Annotated in this window: 23 protein-coding genes; 9 read left to right on the top strand and 14 right to left on the bottom strand. The window is 68.1% G+C overall.

Features of this window, described 5'->3' with window-relative positions:
• Positions 1 to 14: 14 nt before the first annotated feature.
• Positions 15 to 1,529 (bottom strand): MFS transporter, encoded by a 1,515-nt coding sequence (locus LCL87_RS13895; RefSeq protein WP_225020521.1) that lies wholly within the window; start codon positions 1,527 to 1,529, stop codon positions 15 to 17.
• Between the two features lie 119 nt (positions 1,530 to 1,648).
• On the opposite strand from LCL87_RS13895, the gene LCL87_RS13890 reads away from it, so the two are divergent.
• Complete coding sequence (locus tag LCL87_RS13890) at positions 1,649 to 2,215, top strand: TetR/AcrR family transcriptional regulator (RefSeq protein ID WP_225020519.1); 567 nt, start codon at positions 1,649 to 1,651, stop codon at positions 2,213 to 2,215.
• Here LCL87_RS13890 and ilvA read toward each other — a convergent pair.
• From ilvA to LCL87_RS13875, 3 genes are all read right to left on the bottom strand, one after another.
• Positions 2,208 to 3,560 (bottom strand): threonine ammonia-lyase IlvA, encoded by a 1,353-nt coding sequence (gene ilvA, locus LCL87_RS13885; RefSeq protein WP_225020517.1) that lies wholly within the window; start codon positions 3,558 to 3,560, stop codon positions 2,208 to 2,210. The genes LCL87_RS13890 and ilvA overlap by 8 nt on opposite strands.
• An 86-nt stretch (positions 3,561 to 3,646) precedes the next feature.
• Positions 3,647 to 5,410, bottom strand: coding sequence for a pyruvate dehydrogenase (locus LCL87_RS13880; protein ID WP_225020515.1), 1,764 nt, complete (start codon positions 5,408 to 5,410; stop codon positions 3,647 to 3,649).
• Between the two features lie 93 nt (positions 5,411 to 5,503).
• Positions 5,504 to 5,941, bottom strand: coding sequence for a nitroreductase family deazaflavin-dependent oxidoreductase (locus tag LCL87_RS13875; protein ID WP_225020513.1), 438 nt, complete (start codon positions 5,939 to 5,941; stop codon positions 5,504 to 5,506).
• 164 nt (positions 5,942 to 6,105) lie between these two features.
• On the opposite strand from LCL87_RS13875, the gene LCL87_RS13870 reads away from it, so the two are divergent.
• Genes LCL87_RS13870 through LCL87_RS13860 form a run of 3 tightly spaced genes read left to right on the top strand, consistent with a single transcriptional unit; the run spans position 6,106 to position 8,378 of the window.
• Complete coding sequence (locus tag LCL87_RS13870) at positions 6,106 to 6,351, top strand: hypothetical protein (protein WP_225020511.1); 246 nt, start codon at positions 6,106 to 6,108, stop codon at positions 6,349 to 6,351.
• Between the two features lie 54 nt (positions 6,352 to 6,405).
• Complete coding sequence (locus LCL87_RS13865; protein WP_225020509.1) at positions 6,406 to 7,344, top strand: ABC transporter ATP-binding protein; 939 nt, start codon at positions 6,406 to 6,408, stop codon at positions 7,342 to 7,344.
• Positions 7,341 to 8,378: an ABC transporter permease gene (locus LCL87_RS13860; RefSeq protein WP_225020507.1), complete on the top strand. Its 1,038-nt coding sequence runs from the start codon at positions 7,341 to 7,343 to the stop codon at positions 8,376 to 8,378. Before LCL87_RS13865 ends, LCL87_RS13860 begins: the two co-directional genes overlap by 4 nt.
• 360 nt (positions 8,379 to 8,738) lie before the next feature.
• On the opposite strand, the gene ubiG is transcribed toward LCL87_RS13860, so the two are convergent.
• The 3 genes from ubiG to LCL87_RS13845 all read right to left on the bottom strand — a co-directional run bounded on the left by ubiG (position 8,739) and on the right by LCL87_RS13845 (position 10,760).
• On the bottom strand, positions 8,739 to 9,515 hold the full coding sequence (ubiG, locus tag LCL87_RS13855; RefSeq protein ID WP_225020505.1) for a bifunctional 2-polyprenyl-6-hydroxyphenol methylase/3-demethylubiquinol 3-O-methyltransferase UbiG: 777 nt from the start codon (positions 9,513 to 9,515) through the stop codon (positions 8,739 to 8,741).
• A 292-nt stretch (positions 9,516 to 9,807) separates the two neighbouring features.
• Positions 9,808 to 10,149 carry a DUF1330 domain-containing protein gene (locus tag LCL87_RS13850; RefSeq protein WP_225020503.1) on the bottom strand — a complete coding sequence of 114 codons (342 nt, stop codon included), beginning with the start codon at positions 10,147 to 10,149 and terminating at the stop codon, positions 9,808 to 9,810.
• Between the two features lie 320 nt (positions 10,150 to 10,469).
• Entirely contained in the window at positions 10,470 to 10,760 is a 291-nt protein-coding gene (locus tag LCL87_RS13845; RefSeq protein ID WP_225020501.1) for a hypothetical protein, read from the bottom strand.
• A 592-nt stretch (positions 10,761 to 11,352) separates the two neighbouring features.
• Here LCL87_RS13845 and LCL87_RS13840 point away from each other — a divergent pair.
• Entirely contained in the window at positions 11,353 to 11,709 is a 357-nt protein-coding gene (locus LCL87_RS13840) for a hypothetical protein (RefSeq protein WP_225020499.1), read from the top strand.
• A gap of 91 nt (positions 11,710 to 11,800) precedes the next feature.
• Here the strand turns inward: LCL87_RS13840 and LCL87_RS13835 are convergent, their stop codons facing one another.
• The gene (locus tag LCL87_RS13835) at positions 11,801 to 12,829 is read right to left on the bottom strand and encodes a hypothetical protein (RefSeq protein ID WP_225020497.1); all 1,029 of its coding nucleotides are present in this window, start codon (positions 12,827 to 12,829) and stop codon (positions 11,801 to 11,803) included.
• A 73-nt stretch (positions 12,830 to 12,902) separates the two neighbouring features.
• Between LCL87_RS13835 and LCL87_RS13830 the strand changes: the two genes are divergently transcribed.
• From LCL87_RS13830 to LCL87_RS13820, 3 genes are all read left to right on the top strand, one after another.
• The gene (locus tag LCL87_RS13830) at positions 12,903 to 13,514 is read left to right on the top strand and encodes a TetR family transcriptional regulator (RefSeq protein ID WP_225020495.1); all 612 of its coding nucleotides are present in this window, start codon (positions 12,903 to 12,905) and stop codon (positions 13,512 to 13,514) included.
• Between the two features lie 119 nt (positions 13,515 to 13,633).
• The gene (locus LCL87_RS13825; protein ID WP_225020493.1) at positions 13,634 to 14,521 is read left to right on the top strand and encodes a DUF5995 family protein; all 888 of its coding nucleotides are present in this window, start codon (positions 13,634 to 13,636) and stop codon (positions 14,519 to 14,521) included.
• Positions 14,522 to 14,753: 232 nt separating this feature from the next.
• The gene (locus tag LCL87_RS13820) at positions 14,754 to 15,020 is read left to right on the top strand and encodes a hypothetical protein (protein WP_225020491.1); all 267 of its coding nucleotides are present in this window, start codon (positions 14,754 to 14,756) and stop codon (positions 15,018 to 15,020) included.
• Positions 15,021 to 15,086: 66 nt separating this feature from the next.
• On the opposite strand, the gene dnaE is transcribed toward LCL87_RS13820, so the two are convergent.
• On the bottom strand, positions 15,087 to 18,623 hold the full coding sequence (gene dnaE, locus LCL87_RS13815; RefSeq protein ID WP_225020489.1) for a DNA polymerase III subunit alpha: 3,537 nt from the start codon (positions 18,621 to 18,623) through the stop codon (positions 15,087 to 15,089).
• A 43-nt stretch (positions 18,624 to 18,666) separates the two neighbouring features.
• Positions 18,667 to 19,599, bottom strand: coding sequence for an EamA family transporter RarD (gene rarD, locus LCL87_RS13810; protein ID WP_225020487.1), 933 nt, complete (start codon positions 19,597 to 19,599; stop codon positions 18,667 to 18,669).
• A gap of 110 nt (positions 19,600 to 19,709) precedes the next feature.
• Between rarD and LCL87_RS13805 the strand changes: the two genes are divergently transcribed.
• Positions 19,710 to 20,702 (top strand): alpha/beta hydrolase, encoded by a 993-nt coding sequence (locus LCL87_RS13805; protein ID WP_225020866.1) that lies wholly within the window; start codon positions 19,710 to 19,712, stop codon positions 20,700 to 20,702.
• Between the two features lie 7 nt (positions 20,703 to 20,709).
• Here the strand turns inward: LCL87_RS13805 and LCL87_RS13800 are convergent, their stop codons facing one another.
• Genes LCL87_RS13800 through lspA form a run of 4 tightly spaced genes read right to left on the bottom strand, consistent with a single transcriptional unit; the run spans position 20,710 to position 23,608 of the window.
• Entirely contained in the window at positions 20,710 to 21,330 is a 621-nt protein-coding gene (locus LCL87_RS13800; RefSeq protein ID WP_225020864.1) for a chorismate mutase, read from the bottom strand.
• Positions 21,331 to 21,379: 49 nt separating this feature from the next.
• Entirely contained in the window at positions 21,380 to 22,054 is a 675-nt protein-coding gene (locus LCL87_RS13795; protein ID WP_225020485.1) for a hypothetical protein, read from the bottom strand.
• A gap of 1 nt (position 22,055) precedes the next feature.
• Positions 22,056 to 22,982: an RluA family pseudouridine synthase gene (locus LCL87_RS13790; protein WP_225020483.1), complete on the bottom strand. Its 927-nt coding sequence runs from the start codon at positions 22,980 to 22,982 to the stop codon at positions 22,056 to 22,058.
• Positions 22,979 to 23,608 (bottom strand): signal peptidase II, encoded by a 630-nt coding sequence (gene lspA, locus LCL87_RS13785; RefSeq protein WP_510850764.1) that lies wholly within the window; start codon positions 23,606 to 23,608, stop codon positions 22,979 to 22,981. The genes LCL87_RS13790 and lspA overlap by 4 nt, the downstream gene beginning before the upstream one ends.
• Between the last annotated feature and the right edge of the window lie 47 nt (positions 23,609 to 23,655).

Raw genomic sequence — 23,655 nt, 5'->3', positions numbered from 1 at the left:
TGCGGTGTTACACGTCAGATGCGACGAAGCATGCGCGCCACGAGGATTGCCGTTGCCAGGAGAATGATCGACGTTGCTCCGGCCGCGATGTGCATGCCGTCGACGAACGCGGCCTGCGCCCCGTCGACGAAGGCCTCGGCCTGACCGGCCGGCATCCCGTGCGACACCTCGACCGCGCCGCCGAGCGTGCCCTGCGCGACATGCGCCTGATCGGCAGTGAGGGCCGAGACGTCGAGTCCGCGGCGGAAGATTGCCAGCACGACGCTGCCGAGCACCGCGACGCCCAGGGCGACACCGAGTTCGTACGCCGTCTCCGACACCGCCGACGCGGCGCCGGCCCGCTCCGGCTCGACCGAGCTGACGACCAGATCCGACGTCAGGGTGAGCGCCACACCGACGCCCGCACCGATGAGGACGAAGCCGATGATGAACGCCTGAGGACCGCTGTCCGCACGCAACGCGATCATCGCCGCGGCACCGAATGCGGCGACCACGAGCCCGACACTGAGCACCCGGCTCGGCTCCCAGCGGCGCACCAGCCACGCCGCGCCCAACGACGCGAACGCGCTGACCAGCGTGCCCGGCAACATCAACAGTCCGGCCTCGAGGGGCCGGTAGCCGAGTACCAACTGCAGGTACTGCGAACCGAAGAACAGCACACCGGCGAGCGCGAAGATCGACAACAGGTTGGTCAGCACCGCAGTGGAGAACGCCGGCCGCGCGAACAGCGACAGGTCGATCATCGGGTGGGCCAGGGACCGCTGCCGGCGAATGAACACCCACGCGGCGAGCGCACCCACCAGGCCGATCGCCGTGAGGATCCACGTCGGGCCGTGCACCACGGACTCCTTGATCGCATACACCATCGGAATCATCGCGACAATCGACAACCCGGCGCTGGTCAGGTCGAAGCGTCCCGGGTTCGGGTCCTTCGACTCCGGAATCACCAGCGGGCCGAGAACGATGAGGCCCACCATCACCGGGATGTTGATCAGGAAGACCGAGCCCCACCAGAAGTGCTCGAGCAGCCAGCCGCCGACGAGCGGGCCGGCCGCGGCGCCACCGCCCGCCATCGCACCCCACACGCCGATCGCGGTGGTGCGCTGACGCGGGTTCACGAACATGGTGCGGATGAGGCCGAGCGTCGCGGGCATGAGCGTCGCTCCCGAGACACCCTGCAGCACGCGCGCCGCGATCAGCATCTCCGGGCTCGACGACCACGCCGCTATCAGCGATGCCAGACCGAACCCGACCGCACCGATCAGCAGCAGGCGGCGGCGGCCGATCCGGTCGCCGAGGGTGCCCATGGTGACCAGCAGGCCCGCCAGCACGAACGAGTAGACGTCGATGATCCACAGCAGCTGCGTGCTGCTCGGCTCGAGGTCCTCACTGATGAACGGCAGCGCGAGGTCGAGGACCGTCGCGTCGACCGAGATGAGCAGGACGGCGAAGGCGAGCACGACCAGCCCGAGCCAGTCCTTCCGGCTCGCCGTCACGTCGTGCGAATCCCGCACGGTGCCCACAGACATGCTTCCACTCCCACACGAACTGGTTGATGAACAGGAACCGACCGGGGAGTTAACCGTCCAGCCGGTACAGTAGCGACTCCAGAATAGCAGTCAACCGTCCAGCCGGTACAGTGATTTTCATGGCATCCGACACAAGTGATCGCATCCTCGACGCCCTCGAGAGCCTGCTGCTCACGCAGGGACCGGCACAGGTCACGCTCGAGGCGGTGGCGGCCGACGCCGGGGTGTCCAAGGGCGGCCTGCTCTACCACTTCCCCAGCAAGGAGGCGCTACTGGCCGGGATGGTGCGACGCCTCGGCGACCGCTCGGACCGGCAACTGGCCGACGCCGTCGCCCGCGGACGGACGGTGTCCGAGATCTACCTGCAGTACCCACCCGCCGAGTCGGCCGACGAGATGACGCTGTACCGCTCGATGCTCGCCGCGATGCGCACCGCCGACGGCCGGCACGACGAGGTGCAGCAGGCGCTTGCCGACGTGATGCGGTCGTGGGACGACGGACTGCTCGCCGAGATCGACGACCCGGTCCAGGCCGAGATCGTCCGTCTCGTCGGCGACGGCATCTATCTGGCGGCGCTGCTCGGGCTCCCCGAGTCCGATCCGGACCTGCACCGCCGGGTGGTGGACCGACTGCTCGGCACCGACCCGGCGGGCAAGGATCGTTCGGGCGAGAACCCCGCTACGTGAGGTAGCGGTACGCCGGCGAGCCCGGCTCGAGCTGCTCGACGACGATCCGCGAGGTACGCATGCGGTCGAGCAGATCGGACAGTCCGTCGGCCGACCCCAGTTCGACACCGACGAGCGCGGCGCCGGTCTCGCGGTTGTTGCGCTTGACGTACTCGAACAGCGTGATGTCGTCGTCCGGTCCCAGGACCTCGTCGAGGAAGCGGCGCAGCGCGCCCGGCTCCTGCGGGAAGTCGACGAGGAAGTAGTGCTTGAGCCCCAGGTGGACCAGCGACCGCTCGAGGATCTCGCCGTAGCGGGACACGTCGTTGTTGCCACCGGAGATCAGGCACACCACGGTGCTGCCCGGCTCGACGTCGAGCTGACCGAGCGCCGTCACCGACAGCGCCCCGGCGGGCTCGGCGATGATGCCCTCGTTCTGATACAGCTGCAGCATCGCCGTGCAGATCGCACCCTCGTCGACCTGCGTCATCGCGAAGCGTTCCGGACCGTGACCCGTGCGGGTGCCCGTCACCAGCGGCAACGACGCGTGCGAGACGACGCTCGCCCCGAGCGCGGAAACCACCGCGTACGGAAGATCACCGACGCGCTTGACCGCCGCACCGTCGACGAACGGGTCGACGTCGGGCAGGGTGACCGGGCCGCCGGCGACGAGGGCCGCGGTCATCGACGCCGCGCCGACCGGCTCGACACCGACGATCGTCGTCTCGGGCGCACGCTCGTGCAGGTAGGTGGCGATGCCGGCGATGCAGCCGCCACCACCGACCGGGACGACGACACTGTCGGGCGCCTCCCCCAACTGCTCGAGGATCTCGGCGGCGATGGTGCCCTGACCGGCCGCGGTGCGCGCGTCGTCGAACGGCGGCACCATCGTGGCGCCGGTGCGCTCGACATCCGCTGCTGCGGCGGCGGCCGCGGCGTCGTAGGTTTCACCCGTCGGGATCAGTTCGACGAATCCACCACCGTGGACCATGATCCGGTCGCGCTTCTGCTTGGGCGTGTTCGCCGGCACGTAGATCCGGCCGCTGATCTCCATCGCCCGGCACGCGAACGCAACGCCCTGCGCATGGTTACCCGCGCTGGCAGCGACCACCCCGGCAGCGCGCTCGGCGTCGCTGAGCTGCATGATCAGGTTGTAGGCGCCGCGCAGCTTGTACGAGCGGACCACCTGCAGGTCCTCACGCTTGAGGTAGACCCGGGCTCCGGTCAGCGCCGACAACCGCTCGCTCAACTGCAGCGGCGTCGCATCGATAATGTGCGCAATTCGCTCCGCAGCGGCGTCGATCTCGTCCGCGGTGAGCGCGGGCGAGGTTACCTTCAGATCTGCGAGTTCCGGCGAATTAGACACCCATGCATTTTCCCACTACAGGCGGGCGTGCGCGCAACCGCCCCACCGATCGCCCGACTCGACGCCCGATACCGTCCGCCTCACGGTCAGAACTGCGACGGCCGCGGCACGTTGCGCAGATTCGACTTCGCCATCTGAACCGCTTCCGCCACACCGCCGTTCATCACCATCTTCGACATGGCCAGCGCGAAACCGCGGACCTGACCACCGGTGATCGAGGGCGGCAGCGACAGCGCGTTGGGGTCGGTCACGATGTCGACGAGGGCCGGACCGTCGTGCTCGAATGCTTCCCTGAGCCCGGGCTCGAGGTCCGCCGGATCCTCGATCCGGCGGCCGTAGAGGCCCAAAGACGTTGCGACAGCGGCATAGTCGACAGAAGGGACATCCACCCCGAAATCGGGCAGGCCGTCGACCAGCATCTCGAGCTTGACCATGCCGAGCGTCGAGTTGTCGAACACGACGATCTTGATCGGCAGCTTGTACATCGCGACGGTGATCAACTCGCCCAACAGCATCGACAGCCCGCCGTCGCCGGCCATCGCGACCACCTGACGCCCCTGTTCGGCGAACTGCGCACCGATCGCGTGCGGCAACGCGTTCGCCATCGACCCGTGCAGCGCCGACGACAGGAAGCGGCGGCGGCCGTTCGGATTCAGGTAGCGCGCGGTCCACACGTTGCACATACCGGTGTCGGCGGTGAAGATCGCGTCCTCGGCTGCGACGTCGTCGAGGATCGACGCCGCATATTCGGGATGGATCGGGGTCCGCTGTTTCGCGGGTTCGGTGTAGGCGCCGACGACCTTGGTCATGAGCTTCTCGTGCCGGTCGAGGGACTTCTCGAGGAACGTGCGGCTCGTCTTGCGGTGCACCAGCGGCTCGAGGGCCCGCAGTACGGAGCGGGTGTCGCCGTGGACCGGGAGGTCGACGCCGGTGCGGCGGCCGAGGGTCTCGGCCGCGACGTCGATCTGCGCGGTGCGGACGTCGCCGGGCAGGAACTGGTCGTACGGGAAGTCGGTGCCGACCAGGATCAGCAGGTCCGCGTCGTGGATGCCGTCGTGCGCGGCGCCGTAGCCGAGCAGTCCGGTCATCCCGACATCGAACGGGTTGTCGTACTGGATCCACTCCTTGCCGCGCAGGGTGTGGCCGATCGGCGCCCCGATCGTGTCGGCGAGCGCGAGCAGTTCGTCGCGGGCGCCGCGCACCCCGGCACCGGCGAAGATCGCGACCGCGGACGCCTCGTTGATCGCGTCGGCGAGGGCCCGCACGTCCGCGTCCGCCGGCACCAGCGACGCCGCACCGGTCCGCGCCAGCGGTGGCGGGGCGCCCTCCGCGGGCTCCTCGGCAACGTCACCGGGCAGCGTGATCACCGCGACACCCGACTGGGCGATGGCGTGCTGCATCGCGCTCTGGACCACGCGAGGCGACTGCGCCGGCGTGCTGATCATCTCGGTGTAGCGCGAGCATTCGACGAACAGCCGGTCCGGGTGGGTCTCTTGGAAGTACCCCATACCGATCTGGGTGCTCGGGATATGCGAGGCGATCGCGAGCACGGGCGCGCCGGATCTGTTCGCGTCGTACAGCCCGTTGATCAGGTGAAGGTTGCCGGGCCCGCACGATCCGGCACACACCGCGAGTTCGCCGGTGATCTGCGCCTCCGCCGCGGCCGCGAACGCGGCGGCCTCCTCGTGCCGGACGTGGATCCAGTCGATGCCGCCGGCCGACGCCCCCCCGGTCCTGCGGACCGCGTCCACCACCGGATTGAGACTGTCTCCGACGATCCCGTAGATGCGCCGTACCCCAGCCTGGACCAGCTGGGAAACCAATTGATCTGCAACAGTTTTCGCCGCCACGTCGAGCCTCCGACCACGGTTCCGAATTGGTTGTTCCTGCTTATCGCAGGCTACTCGGAACCGGGCCGGACGGCTGGGAGACGGCGGTCGTCGCTACTTCTGCGGCGTCAGGACGAAGACCGGAATCTGACGCTCGGTGCCCTTCTGGTACTTGGCGTAGTCGGGCCACGCCTCCACCGCACGCTCCCACCAGACGGCCTTCTCGTCGCCGGTGACCTCACGAGCCGTCATGTCCTGCTTGACGGTACCGTCCTGCAGTTCGACGTGCGGATCGGCGACGACGTTGTAGTACCAGACCGGGTTCTTGGGGGCGCCGCCGAGCGACGCGACGACGGCGTACTCACCGTCGTGCTCGACGCGCATCAGCGGCGTCTTGCGCAGCTTGCCGGACTTGGCGCCGACGGTGGTGAGGATGACGACGGGCTTGCCCTCCATCACCGTTCCCTCGGTACCACCGGAGCGTTCGTAGAGGTCGACCTGGTCCGCGGCCCAGGACGAAGGACTGGGTTCGTATTCACCGGTAAGAGGCATGCACTCAAGTGAACACCCCGCACTTGATCTTGACCACCCGATCGACCGGACGACGGGATTTCCGTCACACGACGCAAAATGTTCGTTGCCCCGAACTTGGGAATGCCGGTACGCTGAACACACCGACGGGATCTTCCGAACTACGCGCGAAACGAGGTGCACGCATGACCACCGCTGCACTCCCCCGACGCGCACACGGACGCCCGGGCGTCACCGTCGACCTGGCCGGCACAGCCTGGCCGCTCTACAAGCTCGAGGCACTCGCCGCCGGGCTCGTCATCTTTCTCCTCGTACTCACCGTGACGCAGGTGCTGCAGACCGCCGTGCTGACCGCGGCCGGCGTTGCCGTCGTCGTGTGGTGGGGGCGGCGCATCATGCTCGCGAAGCGCCCGACACTGCCGACGGACTGAGACCCGCTCCCGAAATCCGCGTCGCAATTGTCCGAACCGCGTAGCGTTCGGTCGATGACGACCTCCGCTGCCGCGGCCGGTATCCGCGCCGAAGGCTTGGCCCGCGCGTTCGGCAAGGTGCACGCCGTCCGCTCGATGGACTTCGTTGCACACCCGGGCGAGGTGACCGCCCTCATCGGACCGAACGGATCCGGCAAGACGACCCTGCTGCTGATGCTCGCGTCACTGCTACGCCCCGACGCCGGATCGATCGACATCTGCGGACACGACCCGCTCACGGAGACCCGGGCGGTTCGCGCGCTGCTCGGGTGGATGCCGGACACCCTCGGGGTGTGGGAATCGCTGACCGCGCGCGAGATCCTGGTCGCGGTGGGACGGCTCTACGGGATCCGACCGGCCGACGCCCGTCGGCGCGCTGCCGATCTGCTCGAGACGGTCAAGCTTGCCGACCTCGCCGACGCCCCGGCCCGCGCGCTCTCCCGGGGACAGCAGCAGCGGCTGTCCCTCGCCCGCGCGCTCGTCAACGACCCGCAAGTGCTGCTGCTCGACGAACCGGCGTCCGGCCTCGACCCGGGCGCGCGAATCGACCTGCGAATCCTGCTGCGCCGCTTGGCGGCCGAGGGCCGCACCGTCGTCGTGAGTTCGCACGTGCTGTCCGATCTCGACGAGACCGCCGATCGTGCCGTCTTCGTTGCGGACGGCCGGACCGTGCGGATGCAGACAATCGCAGAGGCGGGTGCCCAGGCCCGCCGGTTCGTCGTGCGCGCACTCGATCCGTCCGCGCTCGACGCCTCCTTGCTGCGCGCCGGACGCCGACTCGACACCTCCGCCGACCGCCGACCCGGGGACCGGGTGATCCTGGTGGAGAACGAATCCGACGCGGCCGAAGCCCTGCGGACCCTGATCGCGGAAGGTGTTGCGGTGACCGAGTTCGCCCCGGCGACCGGCACGTGGGAACAGACCTACCTGAGCATGCGGGAGAACGCACTGTGACAACCACGCAACCGACGACCATACGACCGACGCTCGGGTACGTCGACGGCGTCCTGACGGTGTTCGGGCTCGAGTTCCGGCAGCGGCTCCGCACCCGCGGCTGGTACGTGCTGCTCGTCGTGTGGTTCGCCCTGATCTGCGGGGTCACCGCGCTGGGGCAGGCCGCGGACAACTCCGCCGGCATGGCCGGCCAGTTCCTGTTCGAACTCGTCGTCGGGTTCGTTCTGCTGTTTGCCTTGCTGGTGGTTCCGGCCATGTCGGCGAACTCGATCAGCGGTGACCGCGCGGCGGGAACCCTCGCGATCCTGCAGGGCACCCTCCTGAGCCCCGGCCAGTTGCTGTGGGGCAAGTGGTTGGCCGCCTGGGTCGCATCGCTCGCGTTTCTCGCGGCAGCGGTGCCGGCCCTGGTGTGGGCGGTCCTCAGCGGTGGCGTCCAGGTTGCGAGCCTGCCGGTGTTCGTCGTCATGGTGGCCCTCGAACTCGGCCTCATGTGCGCGATCGGAATCGGGATCTCCGCCCGATCGCACCGCCCGCTGTTCGCGGTGGCCGCAACCTACCTGCTGGTCGCCGCCTTCACGGTGGGGACCCCGATCGCGTTCGGGCTGAGTTCGGCTCTGGCCCGGGAGGAACTGCGCGTCCCCAGCGTCGTGGGGTGGGAGCCCGACGATCACGGCGGGCGATACGTGTGCAGCGAGACCGAGACCACCAAACGCACCATCCTGCACACCGAACGGACCGCCTGGCTGCTCTCGGCCAATCCGTTCGTCATCGTCTCCGACGCCGTTCCCGAACCGCCGGAGGACTCCGTCGGCGTGATGGGCTCGCTCAGCGAGAGTGTCCGCGATGCGCAGCGCGGCGGCCTCGGAGACGTGCCGTGCCTGACCGAATCGACGGTGACGACGACTCGACCGGGGCCCATCTGGCCGCTCGGTGTGGGCATTCAGGCGGCTATGGCCGCTGTCATGCTCGCGGCCGGGCACCGGCGACTGCGGACCCCGATCGGCAAACTTCCGAGCGGCATGCGCGTGGGGTGACGGTGGCCGCATAGCAGACGGTCGTTCGGCGAAGAGCTCCTCCGGCGGATGCTCGACGAGGTCCTGGACTGAGCCGAGGCACTGGGCGCGCTTCGAGCGGGAAACCACTGTGAGCCGCGGGTGGCAGATCCATGCCAGATGGATCCGTGCGGCTTCCGCAAATACCCAAGCCGCGGCATTGCTGGTTGGCCTTCGCCAACGCAGCGCTTTCGTGAATTACGACGGTCCTGCGGACTCAGTTGTGCAGGTCGCCGACGCTGATGCCGAGTTCCGTGGCAGCTGTGGTGGTCGGTTTGCCGGCGCGGACGCGTGCGACGGCCCGGGTGTCGGCTAGGCCACCATCCATTCCGGGAGTTCGTCTCACACCCTGACCGCATAGCCCATGTAGGAAATCGCGGTGGTCCTCGTTTGCCCGAAGTCGAGCCGGCGACTGACTTCTCCCCACGGCAGGCGGCCGCGTGCCGCGCGCACCATGTCGAGTACCCGCAGCGGGTTCTTCGACCGCGGCCCAAGGCCCACAATGTCGCCGCCCCGCAATCCGCGCCGCTCCATGACCTCGACGAGCTCGCCGGGCCTGATGCACATCGACCAGTCGTGGACGGCGGTATCGAACAGCCGCGTCCATCGCCACTCCTGCATGATCTTGATGGCAACGATCCGGCTGGTCCTGGTCCGGTTGATGGTGTCGAACATGAACAGCCCTCCGGGTTTGAGCACCCGGGCGGTCTCACCGATCACCGTGTCCAGATCGGTCACGTGTTCGAGCACGTCACAGCAGTACACGACATCGAACTCGGCGTCCCGCACCGGGAGCTTCTCGCCCACACCGAGGCGGTAGTCGATGTCGAGTTCACCCTTGCCTGCGTGTGCACGTGCCGCGGCCAGCGACACCGCGGACGGATCGACCCCGACCACCCGGAAACCGATCTTCGCGAACTCCTCGGCGAGAAACCCTCCACCCGAGCCGATGTCGAGCGCGCACAGGCCCGAGTAGTGGTGGCCCAACCGGTCCGCAAGTATCTCCCGGAAGTACGCGAAGCGCCCTGGCGTCAGACTCCCGTGCAGCATGTTGAGTGGATTGTCCTCGTCCCACCAACTCGCGCCCACCCGGTTGTACACGTCGTTGTCGATTGGCATGGGAGTGACCTACCCATCCTCGAGGGGACCGTCTCGTCTCGCGAGCATTGCACGTTCACCTGGCGCGACCACAGGGAATCCCGGATCAGGTGCACCGACGTCCTGGTCGGCACGCCGGACGCGCGCGGGGTGCGGTACCCGTGCAAGCACGGTAAGGACGAGCGCGCGTTGATGCTCGTCGCCCGAGGCCTACCGCTCGTCCTCGACATCGCTCCCCCGGCGGCTCCAACCGAAGAACCGGACCACGGCCAGGCCCTGTTCGGGCGGCGCGCCGGATCCGGCAGGTCTCCGATCAGGCAAGACCTTCGATAATGCGGAAGTCACGCTCGACGCCGTCGGCGAGGACAGCCAGCGCCTCCTGGTAGGCCTCACTTTCGCGCGCCGCGACGGCCTGTTCGAAACTGTCGAACTCGATCAGGATGGTGCGCTCGGCGATGCCGGCATCGTGGGCGACGACCTGAACGCCACGAGAGAGGATCCGCCCGCCTCCGAGCTGGACGGCCGGGCGGGCCAGCTTGTCGTAGGCAGCCAGCTTTTCAGGATCTGAAATGGTGCGGTAGACACTGACCCAGTAGCCCTTGGGGCTGACTGCGGCGGTGTCCCCCGCGAGTGCCTGCTTTGCTGATTTGCCCATGATGGTCCCCTCCTATGTCCTGCTGTGGACGCGGGAGCGCAACCAATCACATTCTCCCCCGGCTTGATCGCGATCTCAGCCTAAGCGTTGGGGTCCTGAGGGCATTACCGAAGGGGCTGTGAGCGGGTCCACGACCGGACCGCCGGGCGGTCTCGGCCGCTCGTTCCTTGCGCCCTGACCACAGAACAACGCCATGACAGGGCCCGTCGCTTACGACTGGTCCCACGCTTCGACCAGAAGCCACTCGTCCGACGGAACCGCGATGACAGCCGACAGGTCCAGTGATGGAACGGTTTCCGGGTAGCGAGCGTGGACGAAGCTCAGATCCACTCTGGTGCGGACGACGTCGGCGGCACGGCGTAGACGCTCGGATAGCCGCCGTCGCGGAGCTGCCGGCAGGGCGCCGCCTCGTCGAGCCAGTCGAGTCCACCAAGGTTCGCCGACCAGCTGGCCAGGGTGTCGCCTCCCAGAAGCGGCGCGGAGCGCAGGGAGCCGAACTCCTCGCTGGTCGGTTCCAGGTCCAGACGCGGATCGTCCGGTCCGACGAGCGGCTTCCGTGGTCTGATGACGGCTATATCCCAACCCAGCATGACCGCCAGTGTGTCACTCACACGACGCGACCTCCGTCCGGAGATGGGATCAATCAGCGACGTTTGCCGAGACTCGGTGCGCCCCCGCTGACGAAACGGATGCCCCACGGATTCGGGGTCGCGTGCGCAGCGTCGGTCGGGCGCGCCCTCGCGGCCGGGGTCCGAGGTTTCAACACGCGCAGCGCTTTGTGTCGCTCGAGCAGCCGGTAAGCAGGGCCGCTGCTCCCAGGACGACGACTGCAGGCACCGACCCATCCCCGCTCGAACTACGCGACGCGAAAGTGTGCCAGGCGACTCGCAACATCGATAGTTGCACTGCAGTGCAAAGTATTTGACCGAAAGTCGGACCACAGACTCGGGTCGAAAGTCGACGGAAGCCACCTTCAACCCCTTACTGTCGCGAAGTATGAGTCATCGACGAGGGGAACGGCCGTTGAGGTCGACATTGGCAACGCGGGATTGGACCACCGCCCGGGCGCTTCTGGCAGCCGCGGCAGTGACCGTCCCACTGGCACTTGCTGGTTGCTCGTCGGACACCCCGACCACGACACCCTCCACCGGCGCGGCAGCACCGACCTCGGCTGAGACGATGGTCGCGGCAGAAGGATGCGCGGTGACGCCTCAGCAGCCCGACGAGCTGTCCGGGAACCAATGGCTGGTCGCCTACAAGCGCGATCCGGTCTCGGGTGTGACCCTTCGCCGCTGCCATTACGAGCAGCGCGCGAAGGATCGAATCGATCTCGTTCCGCCGTCATCAATCATCACCGACGGCGTGGAGGTCCAGCAAATCATTCTGGCGCTTCCCGCCACTACCGACCCAGGTCACCGGTGCGGCCCCGGTGGCGACTACCAGTTCGTATACACCTTCGACGAGTACACCGCGATCGACCAGTCCGGAACGCCGAGGGCGACCTTCCAGATCAGCGGTGACAACCCCTGCGGCATCGACAACGTGGTCCCGTCCACGTGATGCCGTAGACCGGCCCACCCCAATCCTCTGGGCTGTTCGAAATGGCCGGTGTCGCTGCGCTGCGGGACAGCTCGACCGGACCTGACGCCGGCTACTCCAGCGTGCTTGCGGAGACGCGCATGGTCGCGCGGTCCCGATAGTGGCCGACGAGTGCCAGTGCAACACCGAAGGCGGTCCAGGCGCCGAGGACCCACCACTGCCGCGCGGCGTCCGCGTCGGGGAAGTAGCTCGCCGACCGGATAAGAGCGTTCGATGCGCCCGGCACCATGTACTGGCCGATGATCCCCCACGGCGTGGCGATGAACTGCCACGGAATCGCCGCTCCGGACAGTGGATTCGCGACGAGCATGGTGACGATCGCGCCGAGTCCGATACCCCGCGGTCCGAGCAGCGAGGTACACCCGACGAGGAACGCCGACGTGGCGAGGACCGACAGGCCGATAACCAGTGCGTTGACCCAGAAATCCCCCTGCAGGTACTCGAACCAGGTCTGCAGCACGAGGGTGAGCAGGATGCCTGCGGATACCGCGAAACCGGCGAGCGCCACGAGGCGGCGAATGACGCCGACGACGAGCAGCGAGACCAGGATGCCGCCGATCATTCCGCCCATCGTCAGGGGAAAGGATGCCGCGGCAAGGCCCGATCCCGCGGTATCACCGTCGGCGAACGGTACGACCGCCGTCACCGGGACCACCGCCGTGCTCGCATCCCCGCCCGACACCGTGATCTGTTGTGTGAGTTGAGCTTGCAGGCCGGTGGCCACCCCGGTGAGCATCTGGGTCGCCACGGCGCTTCCCGCGGGTGCGGTGAGCACCTCGGGCGGCCGCCCGGGTGCGTCCGCGAGGACGATCGCGCCGTAGGTTTCGCGCGTCTCGATCTGTGCGATCGCCTCGGCGCGATCGTCGGCCGTGACGAAGTCGAACGCGTCTGGCGCGTGCGCCTTGAATGCGGCGACAGCGGCCGCAGGCCCGGTGATGCTCACGGGAAGGTCCCGTAGTTCCGCAGTCTTGGTCGGCCAGAGAAAGGCAAGAACGACGAGCGTGACTGCCAGGGACCCGAGCACCCCGAACAGGGCGGCCATCGGCCACTTGGTGTGCGGTTTCGCGGGCTGTGGGGACACGGGCACCTCGGCTACAAAAGGAGTGAGCGATCTTTTTACGACCGTACGATAACAGAGCATGTACTCTGTTTGTATGCCACGGTTGAGCGAAGCCACTAGTCGCAGCCGGCGCGAACAGATCGCCTCGGCCGCACTGCGGTGCTTCGCCCGGGACGGTTTCGCGAACACGTCGATGGCGGACATCATCACGGAGTCGGGCCTGTCCAACGGAGCGATCTACTCCCACTTCGCGAACAAGTCCGAACTCGTCAGGTTCACCGCAACGAGCCTGCTCGAAGCGCGGACGCGGAAGTTCACCGCGGACATCGCCGCCGGGCAGACCGATATGACCCCCGGTCAGGTATTCACCCGGATGGTCACGGAACTGGTCGACCGGTCCCAAGCGGCGATCTTGGTGCAGATCTGGGCGGACATTCCCCGCGACGAGGAGATTGCCGCGGTCTCCGCCCACAATCTCGATCGGCTGCATCAACTGCTCGTCACCGCTCTACTGCCGTGGGCGCGATCACGTGCGCAGGAGATCGGCGGAAATCACGACGAGGTCGTCGGCCCCGTCGCCGACGCGCTCCTCGCAGCGATCCAGGGCTACGTCGTCCGGCTCTGCATCGACCCCGCGATCGATCCCGAGGCTCTCGCGGAGAGGATTGCCGCCACCCTCGACGGAGCGCCCACTACCCGATCGTGACAAGTCGACAGAATCCACGGGGCGAGACGGGACCACGGCTCTACAACCAAGCCCTCGAGCGACCTGTCCGAGAGGTCGCTCAGCAGATGCGAGACCGTGCCGCCCATTAGGCTCGGGCGATGCGCCCACGCCGCCTGTTCGCACCGCTCATCGCCGCCGGAGCCGCGTTTGCGCTCCTCTCCCCCGCCCCCGCCGCCGCCGACACCCCGGTGGCGACCGCGTGCGGAACACCGTTGGGCGCGAGCGAGATCGGAGAGATCCTCGCCCTGAGCGATACGTCCACGTTGTCCGGCACCGGCCTGCCGCGACTGGAGTCCGCGATCGGCCGGCACCGCCGGATCACCGAGATCCTCGTCGCCCACCGGGACTGGCGCGGACTGTTCTCGATCGGACTGGACGCGGTGGAATACGACGCCGTCCTGCCGCTGCAGCGCGACCCGGCGGCGCTGCCGGACCGCACGTGGTCTCCCGCCATCAGCTACGACCTGCTGGCCCGCTATCTACGCAACCTCCACGCCGAGTTCACCGGCGCCCCGGTCGATTCCGCGTGGTCCCACTACTTCGCCCTGGCCCGGCAATGCACGGCGAGCCCGGCGCGCGTCGCCATGGCCGGCTACAACGCCCACCTCACCGTCGACCTCGCGCACGCGGTCGACACCAGCGGCACCCGACCCGAGCGCATCCCCGACTTCTATCGGATCGTCGATTCGATTGCGGTCAAGGGCGATTCGATCGTGACTCGCACCAAGGACCTGTATCACGCCGACCTCGGACCGCTGTGGCGGTTCTACTTCGTGGGCGAGGGCCTCGACCGCCTGGCCGGCAACGACCAGCCGTCGAGGACATTGCTGCGTGCCGCCGACAGCGGCTACAACACCGTCACCCTCACGAACGGGTTCGCGCTGCAGAACCCGCAGGTGCGACCGTCCGCCGAACAGGAGATCGACGGCCTGTGGCGAGTGACGGACAGCGCCCTGCAGACGCTGTCCGACCTCGGTGGACTCTGAGTGACACGGCCGCGCACCGGCTTCCTGTGAATCTCCTCCGAGTTTCGAACACCGGATTAATCCGGCAAAAACGGCAATAGCATGGGGATTGTAAGAAGAGCAGCGATGCGCCGAGTGTCGCGACAGTGCCACTCGACGCATGGCGACGGCCCCCGACCGCCGGAGCATTTCCCGGCGGCAACCGCCGGCGGCAGACGTCCTCCGGTGGTCGGCCGTGCGGAGAGGATCTCGCATGGAGCAGGAGTTCGAAACACCACGAGTGCGCACGATGCGGGGCGCGCTCGCAAAAATCCTCGTCACGCTGTCGCTCGTGGCCGTCCCGCTCGGGTTGGCCGCAGCACCGGCACTCGCAGACACCGCCACGCCGGCAGCGAGTCCGGCCGTGGTCGCCGTGACCCAGGTTCACCACCACCACCACGGACACCACATGGGGTGCGGGTGCATGCAGCGCGATCAGCAGGGGAACTGGCACTGGATGTGCCATCACCACCATCAGTGACCGCATCGTCGCGGCACTCAGACTGCCCGGACCGCCTCCCGGCCCGGGCAGCCGCGCATCACGACGTCAGCCCGCCAGACAGCTCGGCCCGAGCAGCGCCTTGAGGTCGCCCATCAACGACGACGACGGCTCCACCCGGAGCACCTCGTCCACCTTCCACAGCGAGGTGCCGCGGGATCCGATGAGCTTGACGTGCACGTCCGCCGTGCCGGGATGCTTCGACAGCACCTGCCGGAGCGCACTGAGCTTCTCCTTGGTGCACTGCCGCACCGGTAGGCTGACGGCCACCGGCTTGGCGACACCGATCGCCGAAAGGTCCGGAACGGCAAGGTCGTTGGCGATCAGGGAAACCCGGTCGTCGCGAATCGACACCCGGGCCTTGACCAGCACCACCGAGTCCTCGACGACGTCCATGCCGTACACCGAGTAGGCCTGCGGGAAGAACAGCACCTCGATGCCACCGGAGAGGTCCTCGAGCTGGGCTGACGCCCACGTCAGGCCGTTCTTGTTGATCCGCCGGTTCACCGACGCCAGGATGCCGCCGACGGTGACCTGGGTGCCGTCCTTGATGTCGCCCTCGAGGATCACCGGGATCGAGGTGTCGGACTGCGCCGCCAGCACGTGCTCGATGCCGTTGAGCGGATGGCCGGACACGTACAGCCCCAGCATCTCCCGCTCCAGGGCCAGCTTGTGCTTGGCATCCCATTCCTCGTCGGGCACCTTGACGTTGAAGACGGCCGCGATCGACTCGTCGGCGTCGTCGCCGCCGAACAGATCGAACTGGCCCATCGCCTCGGCCTTCTTGGTGCCCATCACCGCGTCGATCGCGTCGGCGTGCACCAGCATCAGACCCTTGCGCGGATGCTCGAGCGAGTCGAATCCGCCTGCCTTGATGAGGGATTCGGTGACCTTCTTGGAGCAGGCCAGCGCGTCGATCTTGTTGAGGTAGTCGGAGAAGTCGGTGAAGCTGCCCTTCTCCTCCCGCGCCGCGATGATCGAGCCCACCACGTTGGCGCCGACGTTGCGCACCGCACCGAGACCGAACCGGATGTCCTCGCCGACGGACGCGAAGTCCACACGGGACGCGTTGACGTCCGGCGGCAGCACGGTGATGCCCATCTTCCGGCAGTCGGACAGGTAGACCGCGGCCTTGTCCTTGTCGTCGCCGACCGAAGTGAGCAGGCCCGCCATGTACTCGGACGGGTAGTTCGCCTTGAGGTACGCGGTCCAGAACGAGACCAGGCCGTAGCCGGCGGCGTGCGACTTGTTGAACGCGTAGCCGGCGAACGGCAGGACCGTGTCCCACAGCGCGGTGATCGCAGGCTGGGAGAAGCCGTTCTCCTTCATGCCCTCGGCGAAGCCGTCGTAGGCCTCGTCGAGGATCTCCTTCTTCTTCTTACCCATCGCTCGACGCAGCAGGTCGGCCTGTCCGAGCGAGTAGCCCGCCACCTTCTGAGCGATCTGCATGATCTGCTCCTGGTAGACGATCAGGCCGAAGGTGTCCTTGAGGATCTCCTTGAGCGGTTCCTCGAGCTCGGGGTGGATCGGCTTGACTTCCTGACGGCCGTTCTTGCGGTCGGCGTAGTCGTTGTGGGCGTTCATGCCCATCGGACCGGGCCGGTACAGCGCGAGGACGGCGACGATGTCCTCGAAGCCGGTGGGCTGCATGCGCCGCAGCAGGTCGCGCATCGCGCTGCCGTCGAGCTGGAACACACCGAGGGTGTCGCCGCGGGCGAGCAGCTCGTAGGTGGCCGGATCCTCGATCGGCAGGGTGTCCAGATCGATGTCGACGCCGCGGTTGGCCTTGATGTTCTCGATCGCGTCACCGATGACGGTGAGGTTGCGCAGACCGAGGAAATCCATCTTCAGCAGGCCGATGGCCTCGCACGACGGGTAGTCCCAGCCGGTGATGATGGCGCCGTCCTGGGCGCGCTTCCACACGGGGATCGCGTCGGTCAGCGGCTCCGACGACATGATCACCGCGCAGGCGTGGACGCCGGCGTTGCGGATCAGGCCCTCGAGACCCTTCGCGGTCTGGTAGATCTTCGCGACATCCGGGTTGGAGTCGATGAGGGCGCGGACCTCGACGGCTTCCTTGTACCGCTCGTGCTCGGGGTCGGTGATGCCCGACACCGAGATGTCCTTCGCCATGATCGGCGGTGGCAGCGCCTTGGTGATCTGATCGGCGATCGCGAACCCGGGCTGGCCGAACTGGACTCGCGCGGAGTCCTTGATCGCGGCCTTGGTCTTGATGGTGCCGAACGTGATGACCTGTGCGACCTTCTCGCTGCCCCACTTCTCGGTGGCGTAGCGGACCATCTCGCCGCGGCGGCGATCGTCGAAGTCGATATCGATATCGGGCATCGAGACGCGCTCGGGGTTGAGGAACCGCTCGAACAGCAGGCCGTGCGGGATGGGGTCGATGTTGGTGATGCCCATCGCGTACGCGACGAGCGAACCGGCGGCCGAGCCTCGTCCGGGTCCGACACGGATGCCGACCTCGCGGGCGTGGTTGATGAGGTCACCGACGACGAGGAAGTAGGCGGGGAAGCCCATCTCGTTGATGACGCCGATCTCGTAGTCGGCGCGCTCGAGGTACTCCTGCGGCGGACCGCTCGGGAAACGGCGGTCGAGGCCGCGCAGCACCTCGTGGCGGAGGAAGGTCTGCTGCGTGTGCCCGTCCGGGACGGGGAAGATCGGCATCCGGTCGCGGTGCTGCCACACGTCCTCGTACGGCTGGACCCGCTCGCCGATGAGCATCGTGTTGTCACACGCGTCGGGGACCTCGGCATCCCAGATGGCCCGCATCTCGGCGGCGGACTTGAGGTAGTAGCCGTCGCCGTCGAACTTGAAGCGCGTGGGATCCGACAGCGTCTTGCCGGTCTGGATGCACAGCAGCGCCTCGTGGTTCTCGGCGGCGTCCTTGGTGACGTAATGGCAGTCGTTGGTGGCGATCGGCGGGATGCCGAGCTGCTTGCCGATGTCGATCAGGCCCTCACGGACCCGTCGTTCGATCGACAGTCCGTGATCCATCAGCTCGAGGAAGAAGTTGTCCTTGCCCCAGATCTCCTGCCACTTCGCGGCGGCCTCGAGTGCCTCGCGATCGTGCCCGAGCCGGAGCCGGGTCTGGATCTCACCCGACGGGCAGCCCGTCGTGGCGATGATGCCCTCGTGGTGCGTGGCGATGAGTTCCTCGTCCATGCGCGGCCACTTGCCGAGCTGGCCCTCGATGGACGCGAGAGAGGACAGCTTGAACAGGTTCCGCAGCCCGGTCGAGTTCTCGGCGACCATCGTCATGTGGGTGTACGCACCGCTACCCGAGACGTCGTCCGACTTCTGGCTCGGATCGCCCCACAGCACGCGCTTGGTGTTGAACCGCGACTCCGGCGCGACGTACGCCTCGATACCGATGATCGGCTTGATGCCGTGCTTCTTGGCGGAGTTGTAGAACTCGCTGGCGCCGTACATGTTGCCGTGGTCGGTCATGCCGACCGCGGTCATGCCGAGGCGCTCGGCCTCCTTGAACAGCGGGCCGACCTTTGCCGCACCGTCGAGCATCGAGTACTCGGTGTGATTGTGCAGGTGAACGAACGAGTCAGCCACGCGTGCCTCTCTGTAATTCGGTAGATCCAGGCAAGCTGAGATTCTATGCCCTAGTACCGACGGTCTCGGGCACCCGTGACGCCGCCCTGCGCGTCCGCCGTGCACGGGCCAGGGCGTCGGTGGTGAAGACCACCAGTGCGACCCAGATCAGGGCGAATCCGACCCACCTCGACGGCGGCATCACCTCGTGCATGACGACCACGCCCCACACCATCTGCAGCGCCGGGGTCAGGTACTGCAAGAGCCCCAGCGTCGTGAGCGGAATGCGCTGCGCGGCGACGCCGAACAGCAACAGCGGCAGCGCGGTGACCGGTCCGGCCGCCATCAGCAGCAGGCTGTGGCCGACGCCGTTGCCGATGAACGATCCGGTGCCGGAGACCACGAGCACGACGAGATAGACGATCGCGAAGGGCGCGGCCACGAGCCCCTCGGCGGTCAGGCTGGTGCGCGGGTCGAGCGGGACCACCTTCTTGATCACCCCGTACAGCGCGAACGACAGCGCCAGCGTCAGCGCCACGACCGGCGGACGCCCGTAGTCGACGGTGATGATCACCACCGCGATAGTGGCCAGCACCAGCGCCGCGATCTGCGCGGCACTGATCCGCTCGCGGAAGACGAGCACCCCGATCAGCACGCTGACGAGCGGATTGACGAAGTAGCCGAGCGCGGCCTCGACGACGTTGCCGGAGACGACCGCGTAGATGTAGACACCCCAGTTGATCGCGATCGCGACCGTCGCCGCCGTCACCAGCGCCCACGTCCGCGCCGACAGGCCCCGGAGCGAACCGAGCCGGCCCAGGATGAGCAGGACGGCAAGCATCAGCAGGACCGTCCACACCATCCGGTGCGCCAGCACCTCGAGCGAACCGGCGGGCGCAAGGAGGCCGAAGAAGATCGGGAACATTCCCCAGATCAGGTACGCGCCGAACCCGGCCGCCAGTCCGGTGGAATCCTCGGTTCGAGCCTGCGGTGTCACGTTCTCCGACGATAGCCTCCGGGCTACTGTGACTCGTCACACGTCGAACCCACTCGAATCCAGGAGACTGCCCCGTGCCGACCCGCACCCAGCGACTGCGACGGATCCTGATGCCGCTAGTCCTGCTCGCCGGTGGTGGTGTCGTCGCATTCGTCACGAGCCCGCGGCCCGGCGCACTCGTCGTGCGCGCGGTGTTCGGCCGTGAAGCTCGGAGGACGACGGGCGCCCTCCGCAAGCACGCTCCCGGCGGAGTCGCGTCGATCACCGCGCAGCAGTACCGGGACGGCGACGACGACGCACACCTCGACGTGTACTTCCCCGCCGAACTGTCGGGCACCAGAGAGACCCTGCCGACGGTGATCTGGACCCACGGCGGGGCCTGGATCTCGGGTGACCGGGCGAACTGTGCGACCTACTACGAACTGATCGCCGACGCGGGCTTCACCGTCGTCTCGCTCGACTACTCGCTCGGTCCCGAACACCGGTACCCGACCGCCGTCGAGCAACTGCGCGACGCCCACGCTTACGTCCTCGCGAACGCCGCACGCCTCCACGTCGACCCGAACCGGATCGTCCTGGCCGGAGATTCGGCGGGGGCGCAGCTGTCGAGCCAGCTCGCGACGATCGCCACCAGCCCCGACTACGCCCGTGCGATCGGGATCGAGACGGCGCTGCGCCCCGAGCAACTGCGTGGCGTCGTGCTGAACTGCGGCATCTACGACGTGCCGAACATGGTCGGCGGACCCGGCATCATCGGGTGGGGCACCACCGAGTCGATCTGGGCCTACACCGGCACCAGGGACATCGCGAACTCGGAGTCGGTGGCGCAGATGTCGACGTTGCACCACGTCACCGAGGGGTTCCCGCCCACCTACATCTCGGGCGGCAACGCCGACGGGCTCACCGAGAAGCAGTCCAAGGCTCTTGCGTCGAGGCTGACCGAACTCGGCGTGGCCGTGACGACCGTCTTCTATCCCGACGACCACGAGCCGCCGCTGGCACACGAGTACCAGTTCGATCTCGACACCGCCGACGGCCGCAACGCACTGGACCGGACGATCGAGTTCCTGCGCGAGCACACCGTGGACCGCGCCTCGAACTGACGACCGGTCAGCCGGACACCGTGCCGCACATCGAACGCAGCGCCCGCACCAGGCCCGCCTGGTGCAGCACGTCCCGTCGCTCCGACCCGACGACGTCGCCCGCGCCCGCGAGTAGGTCCGGCAGGCACCGCGGGCCGGCCAGAACGTCCCGCTGCTCGCTCATCGCGGTGACGATATCGACGTTCAGGCGATCCAGCACCGGCCGCACCGTCGCGAGATCGGGCCGCGGATCGGGCACCGCGTGCGGCACGACGTCCCAGACCGCGAACAGGCCGCGCTGTACGTCCTTGCTGGCTTCGATCTGATCGCGGAACACCTGCTCGACACGCGCCGGATCCAGGTTCTCGCGCCGCGCCTGCTCGGCGACGGCCCGGAGCACATCCGCCTCGCGGGCCGGGTCGTCGATCGGCTTGCCGGTCCCCCATTTGGCGGCCGCGACGGCGTCGGCGGTGGACAGGCGTTCGGAGACGGCCCTGACCAACGGACCCAGTTCGGTGGACGGGACCGTCGACGACTCGGTCCCCGCGGTCGCGGTCCCCGCCGAAACCATCGTCGATACCGCGGCACACGCGGTGAGAAGGAGGATCGAGGCTCTGCTCGGAACGGCTTTTCGCGGCACGCTCGACATTGTGCCGCCGCTCACGCACGGCAGGACGGAGGAAGTCCGGACCGGCGCGTCAGCCGAGGGCGGGCACCGGCCCGTCGTCCGGTCCCGGAACGACCGCGGTCGTCTGCGTCGGCAACAGCGGATTGACCGAGAACGCCCCGGCGACCGCGTCGGCCGGCAACGCCTCCACCGTGCGAACGCCCGGAACTGCCGCCAGCGCACGCAACTGGTCCAGCGAACCTCGGACGGTCGCGCCCACGACGCACGCGCAGTCCGCGGACAACCGGTCCGCCGAGTAGGCGGCAACCCGCGAACTGCGGTCGTGCCCGACGATCCCGGCCTGCAGGCGTGCCGCGGCCACCGACGGCGCCCGGCGCACCGCGACGTCGTTGTCGGGCACCGGGACCGCGACGATCGGCGTCTGCACGCGCTCGACCGGAACCCGGAACAACACCTGGGACACCCGCACGTCCCCGGCGACGTCCAGCAGACCGGACGTCGTCACCGGGGCCTCGAAGGACACCAGCGCCCACCGGGGTTCCGCCTCGCCGGCGTCGGTGAGAGAGGCGTCGACGAGTGAGGCGTCGGCCCGTTCCAGGTACGACGCGACCAGCTCACCCGATTCCGGGCCGAGGGCGTCGGTGCCCACGCGCCCCGGCTGCGGCGGGTTCGCCGCCCCGAGGGACACCACCACGGCCGCCAGCGCGACCGTCGCGGCGACGGCCGGCCACGTGCGCGAACTCATCTCACGCGCCCCGCAGGACTCCGAGCGCGTGCTGCAGATCCTTCGGGTAGTCGCTCGTGATCTCGACCCAGTGCCCGTCGGCCGGATGCGCGAACCCGAGCGAGCGGGCGTGCAGCCACTGCCGCTCGAGGCCGAGACGCTCCGCAAGGCGCGGGTCGGCACCGTACGTGAGATCACCGCAACACGGGTGCCGCAGCGCCGAGAAGTGGACGCGGATCTGGTGGGTGCGACCCGTCTCGAGGTGGATGTCGAGCAGGCTGGCCGCCTGGAAGGCCTCGACGGTGTCGTAGTGCGTGACGCTGGGCTTGCCGTCCGCGGTCACCGCGAACTTCCAGTCGTTGCTGCGATGCCGGCCGATGGGCGCGTCGATCGTGCCGCTGCTCGGGTCCGGGTGACCCTGCACCAGTGCGTGATAGCGCTTGTCGATGGTGCGCTGCTTGAACGCGCGCTTGAGCACGGTGTAGGCGCGCTCCGACGTCGCGACGACCATCACGCCGGACGTACCGACGTCGAGGCGGTGCACGATGCCCTGACGCTCGTGCGCGCCCGACGTCGAGATCCGGAACCCGGCGGCCGCGAGACCACCGATCACCGTCGGCCCGGTCCAGCCGACGCTGGCGTGCGCCGCGACACCCACCGGCTTGTCGACCGCGACGATGTCGTCGTCGGCGTAGAGGATCTCCATGCCCTCGACCGGCTCGGCCTCGATCGTGAGCGGGCGGGGCGGCTCGGGCAACTCCACCTCGAGCCATGTGCCGCCCGCGAGCCGATCGGACTTGCCGACGGCGGCGCCGTCGACGAGGACCGCGCCCTCCTCGGTGAGCGTGGCCACTGCGGTCCGTGAGAGCCCGAGGAGTCGGGCGAGGCCGGCGTCGACCCGCATACCGTCGAGCCCGTCGGGCACCGGCATGGAACGTGTCTCCCTCATTCCGCATCTCCCTTCCGCGAGACCTTGTCGCCGCTGGGCTCGATGCCGAACAACGTGAGTGCAACCAACAGGATGGCGCCGCAGACGATCGACGAGTCCGCGACGTTGAAGACCGGCCACCAGCCGACCGAGACGAAGTCCACGACGTGGCCCTGCAACGGACCGGGAGACCGGAAGATCCGGTCGATCAGGTTACCGAGCGCACCGCCGAGCACCAGGCCGAGGCCAAGGGCCCACCACGGTGAACGCAGCGTCCGCCCGATCCTGATGACGCCGATCACGACGCCGACCGCGACCAGTGTCAGCAGCCAGGTCATCCCCGTCGCCATCGAGAACGCGGCGCCGGGATTGCGGATCAGGGTCAGCGTGACCGTGTCGCCGATGATGCGGACCGGATCCTTCGGATCGATCAGCGCGACCGCCAGCACCTTCGTCAACAGGTCCAGCGCGAGCACCACGATCGCGATGACCACGAGCATCCGCATGCGTCGCGGCCGCGCCGCCGCTGTGCCGCTGCCGGAATCGGTGGGCGGTACGGAGGCGTCGCCGGGGTCCGGGACGGGTGGTTCGGGAATCGGTTCACCTTTCACGGCGCCGTCGTCGCTGTCGGTGCGGTCGTCACTCACCCCGCCATCATCCCTTACGCGGGAGACAGACCGGTCATGCCACCCGC

The sequence above is a fragment of the Prescottella equi genome, from assembly GCF_020171745.1.
Lineage (GTDB): Bacteria > Actinomycetota > Actinomycetes > Mycobacteriales > Mycobacteriaceae > Prescottella > Prescottella equi_A.
Note: the sequence above shows the minus strand (reverse complement) of the source record. Positions and strands in the feature narration are given on the sequence as shown.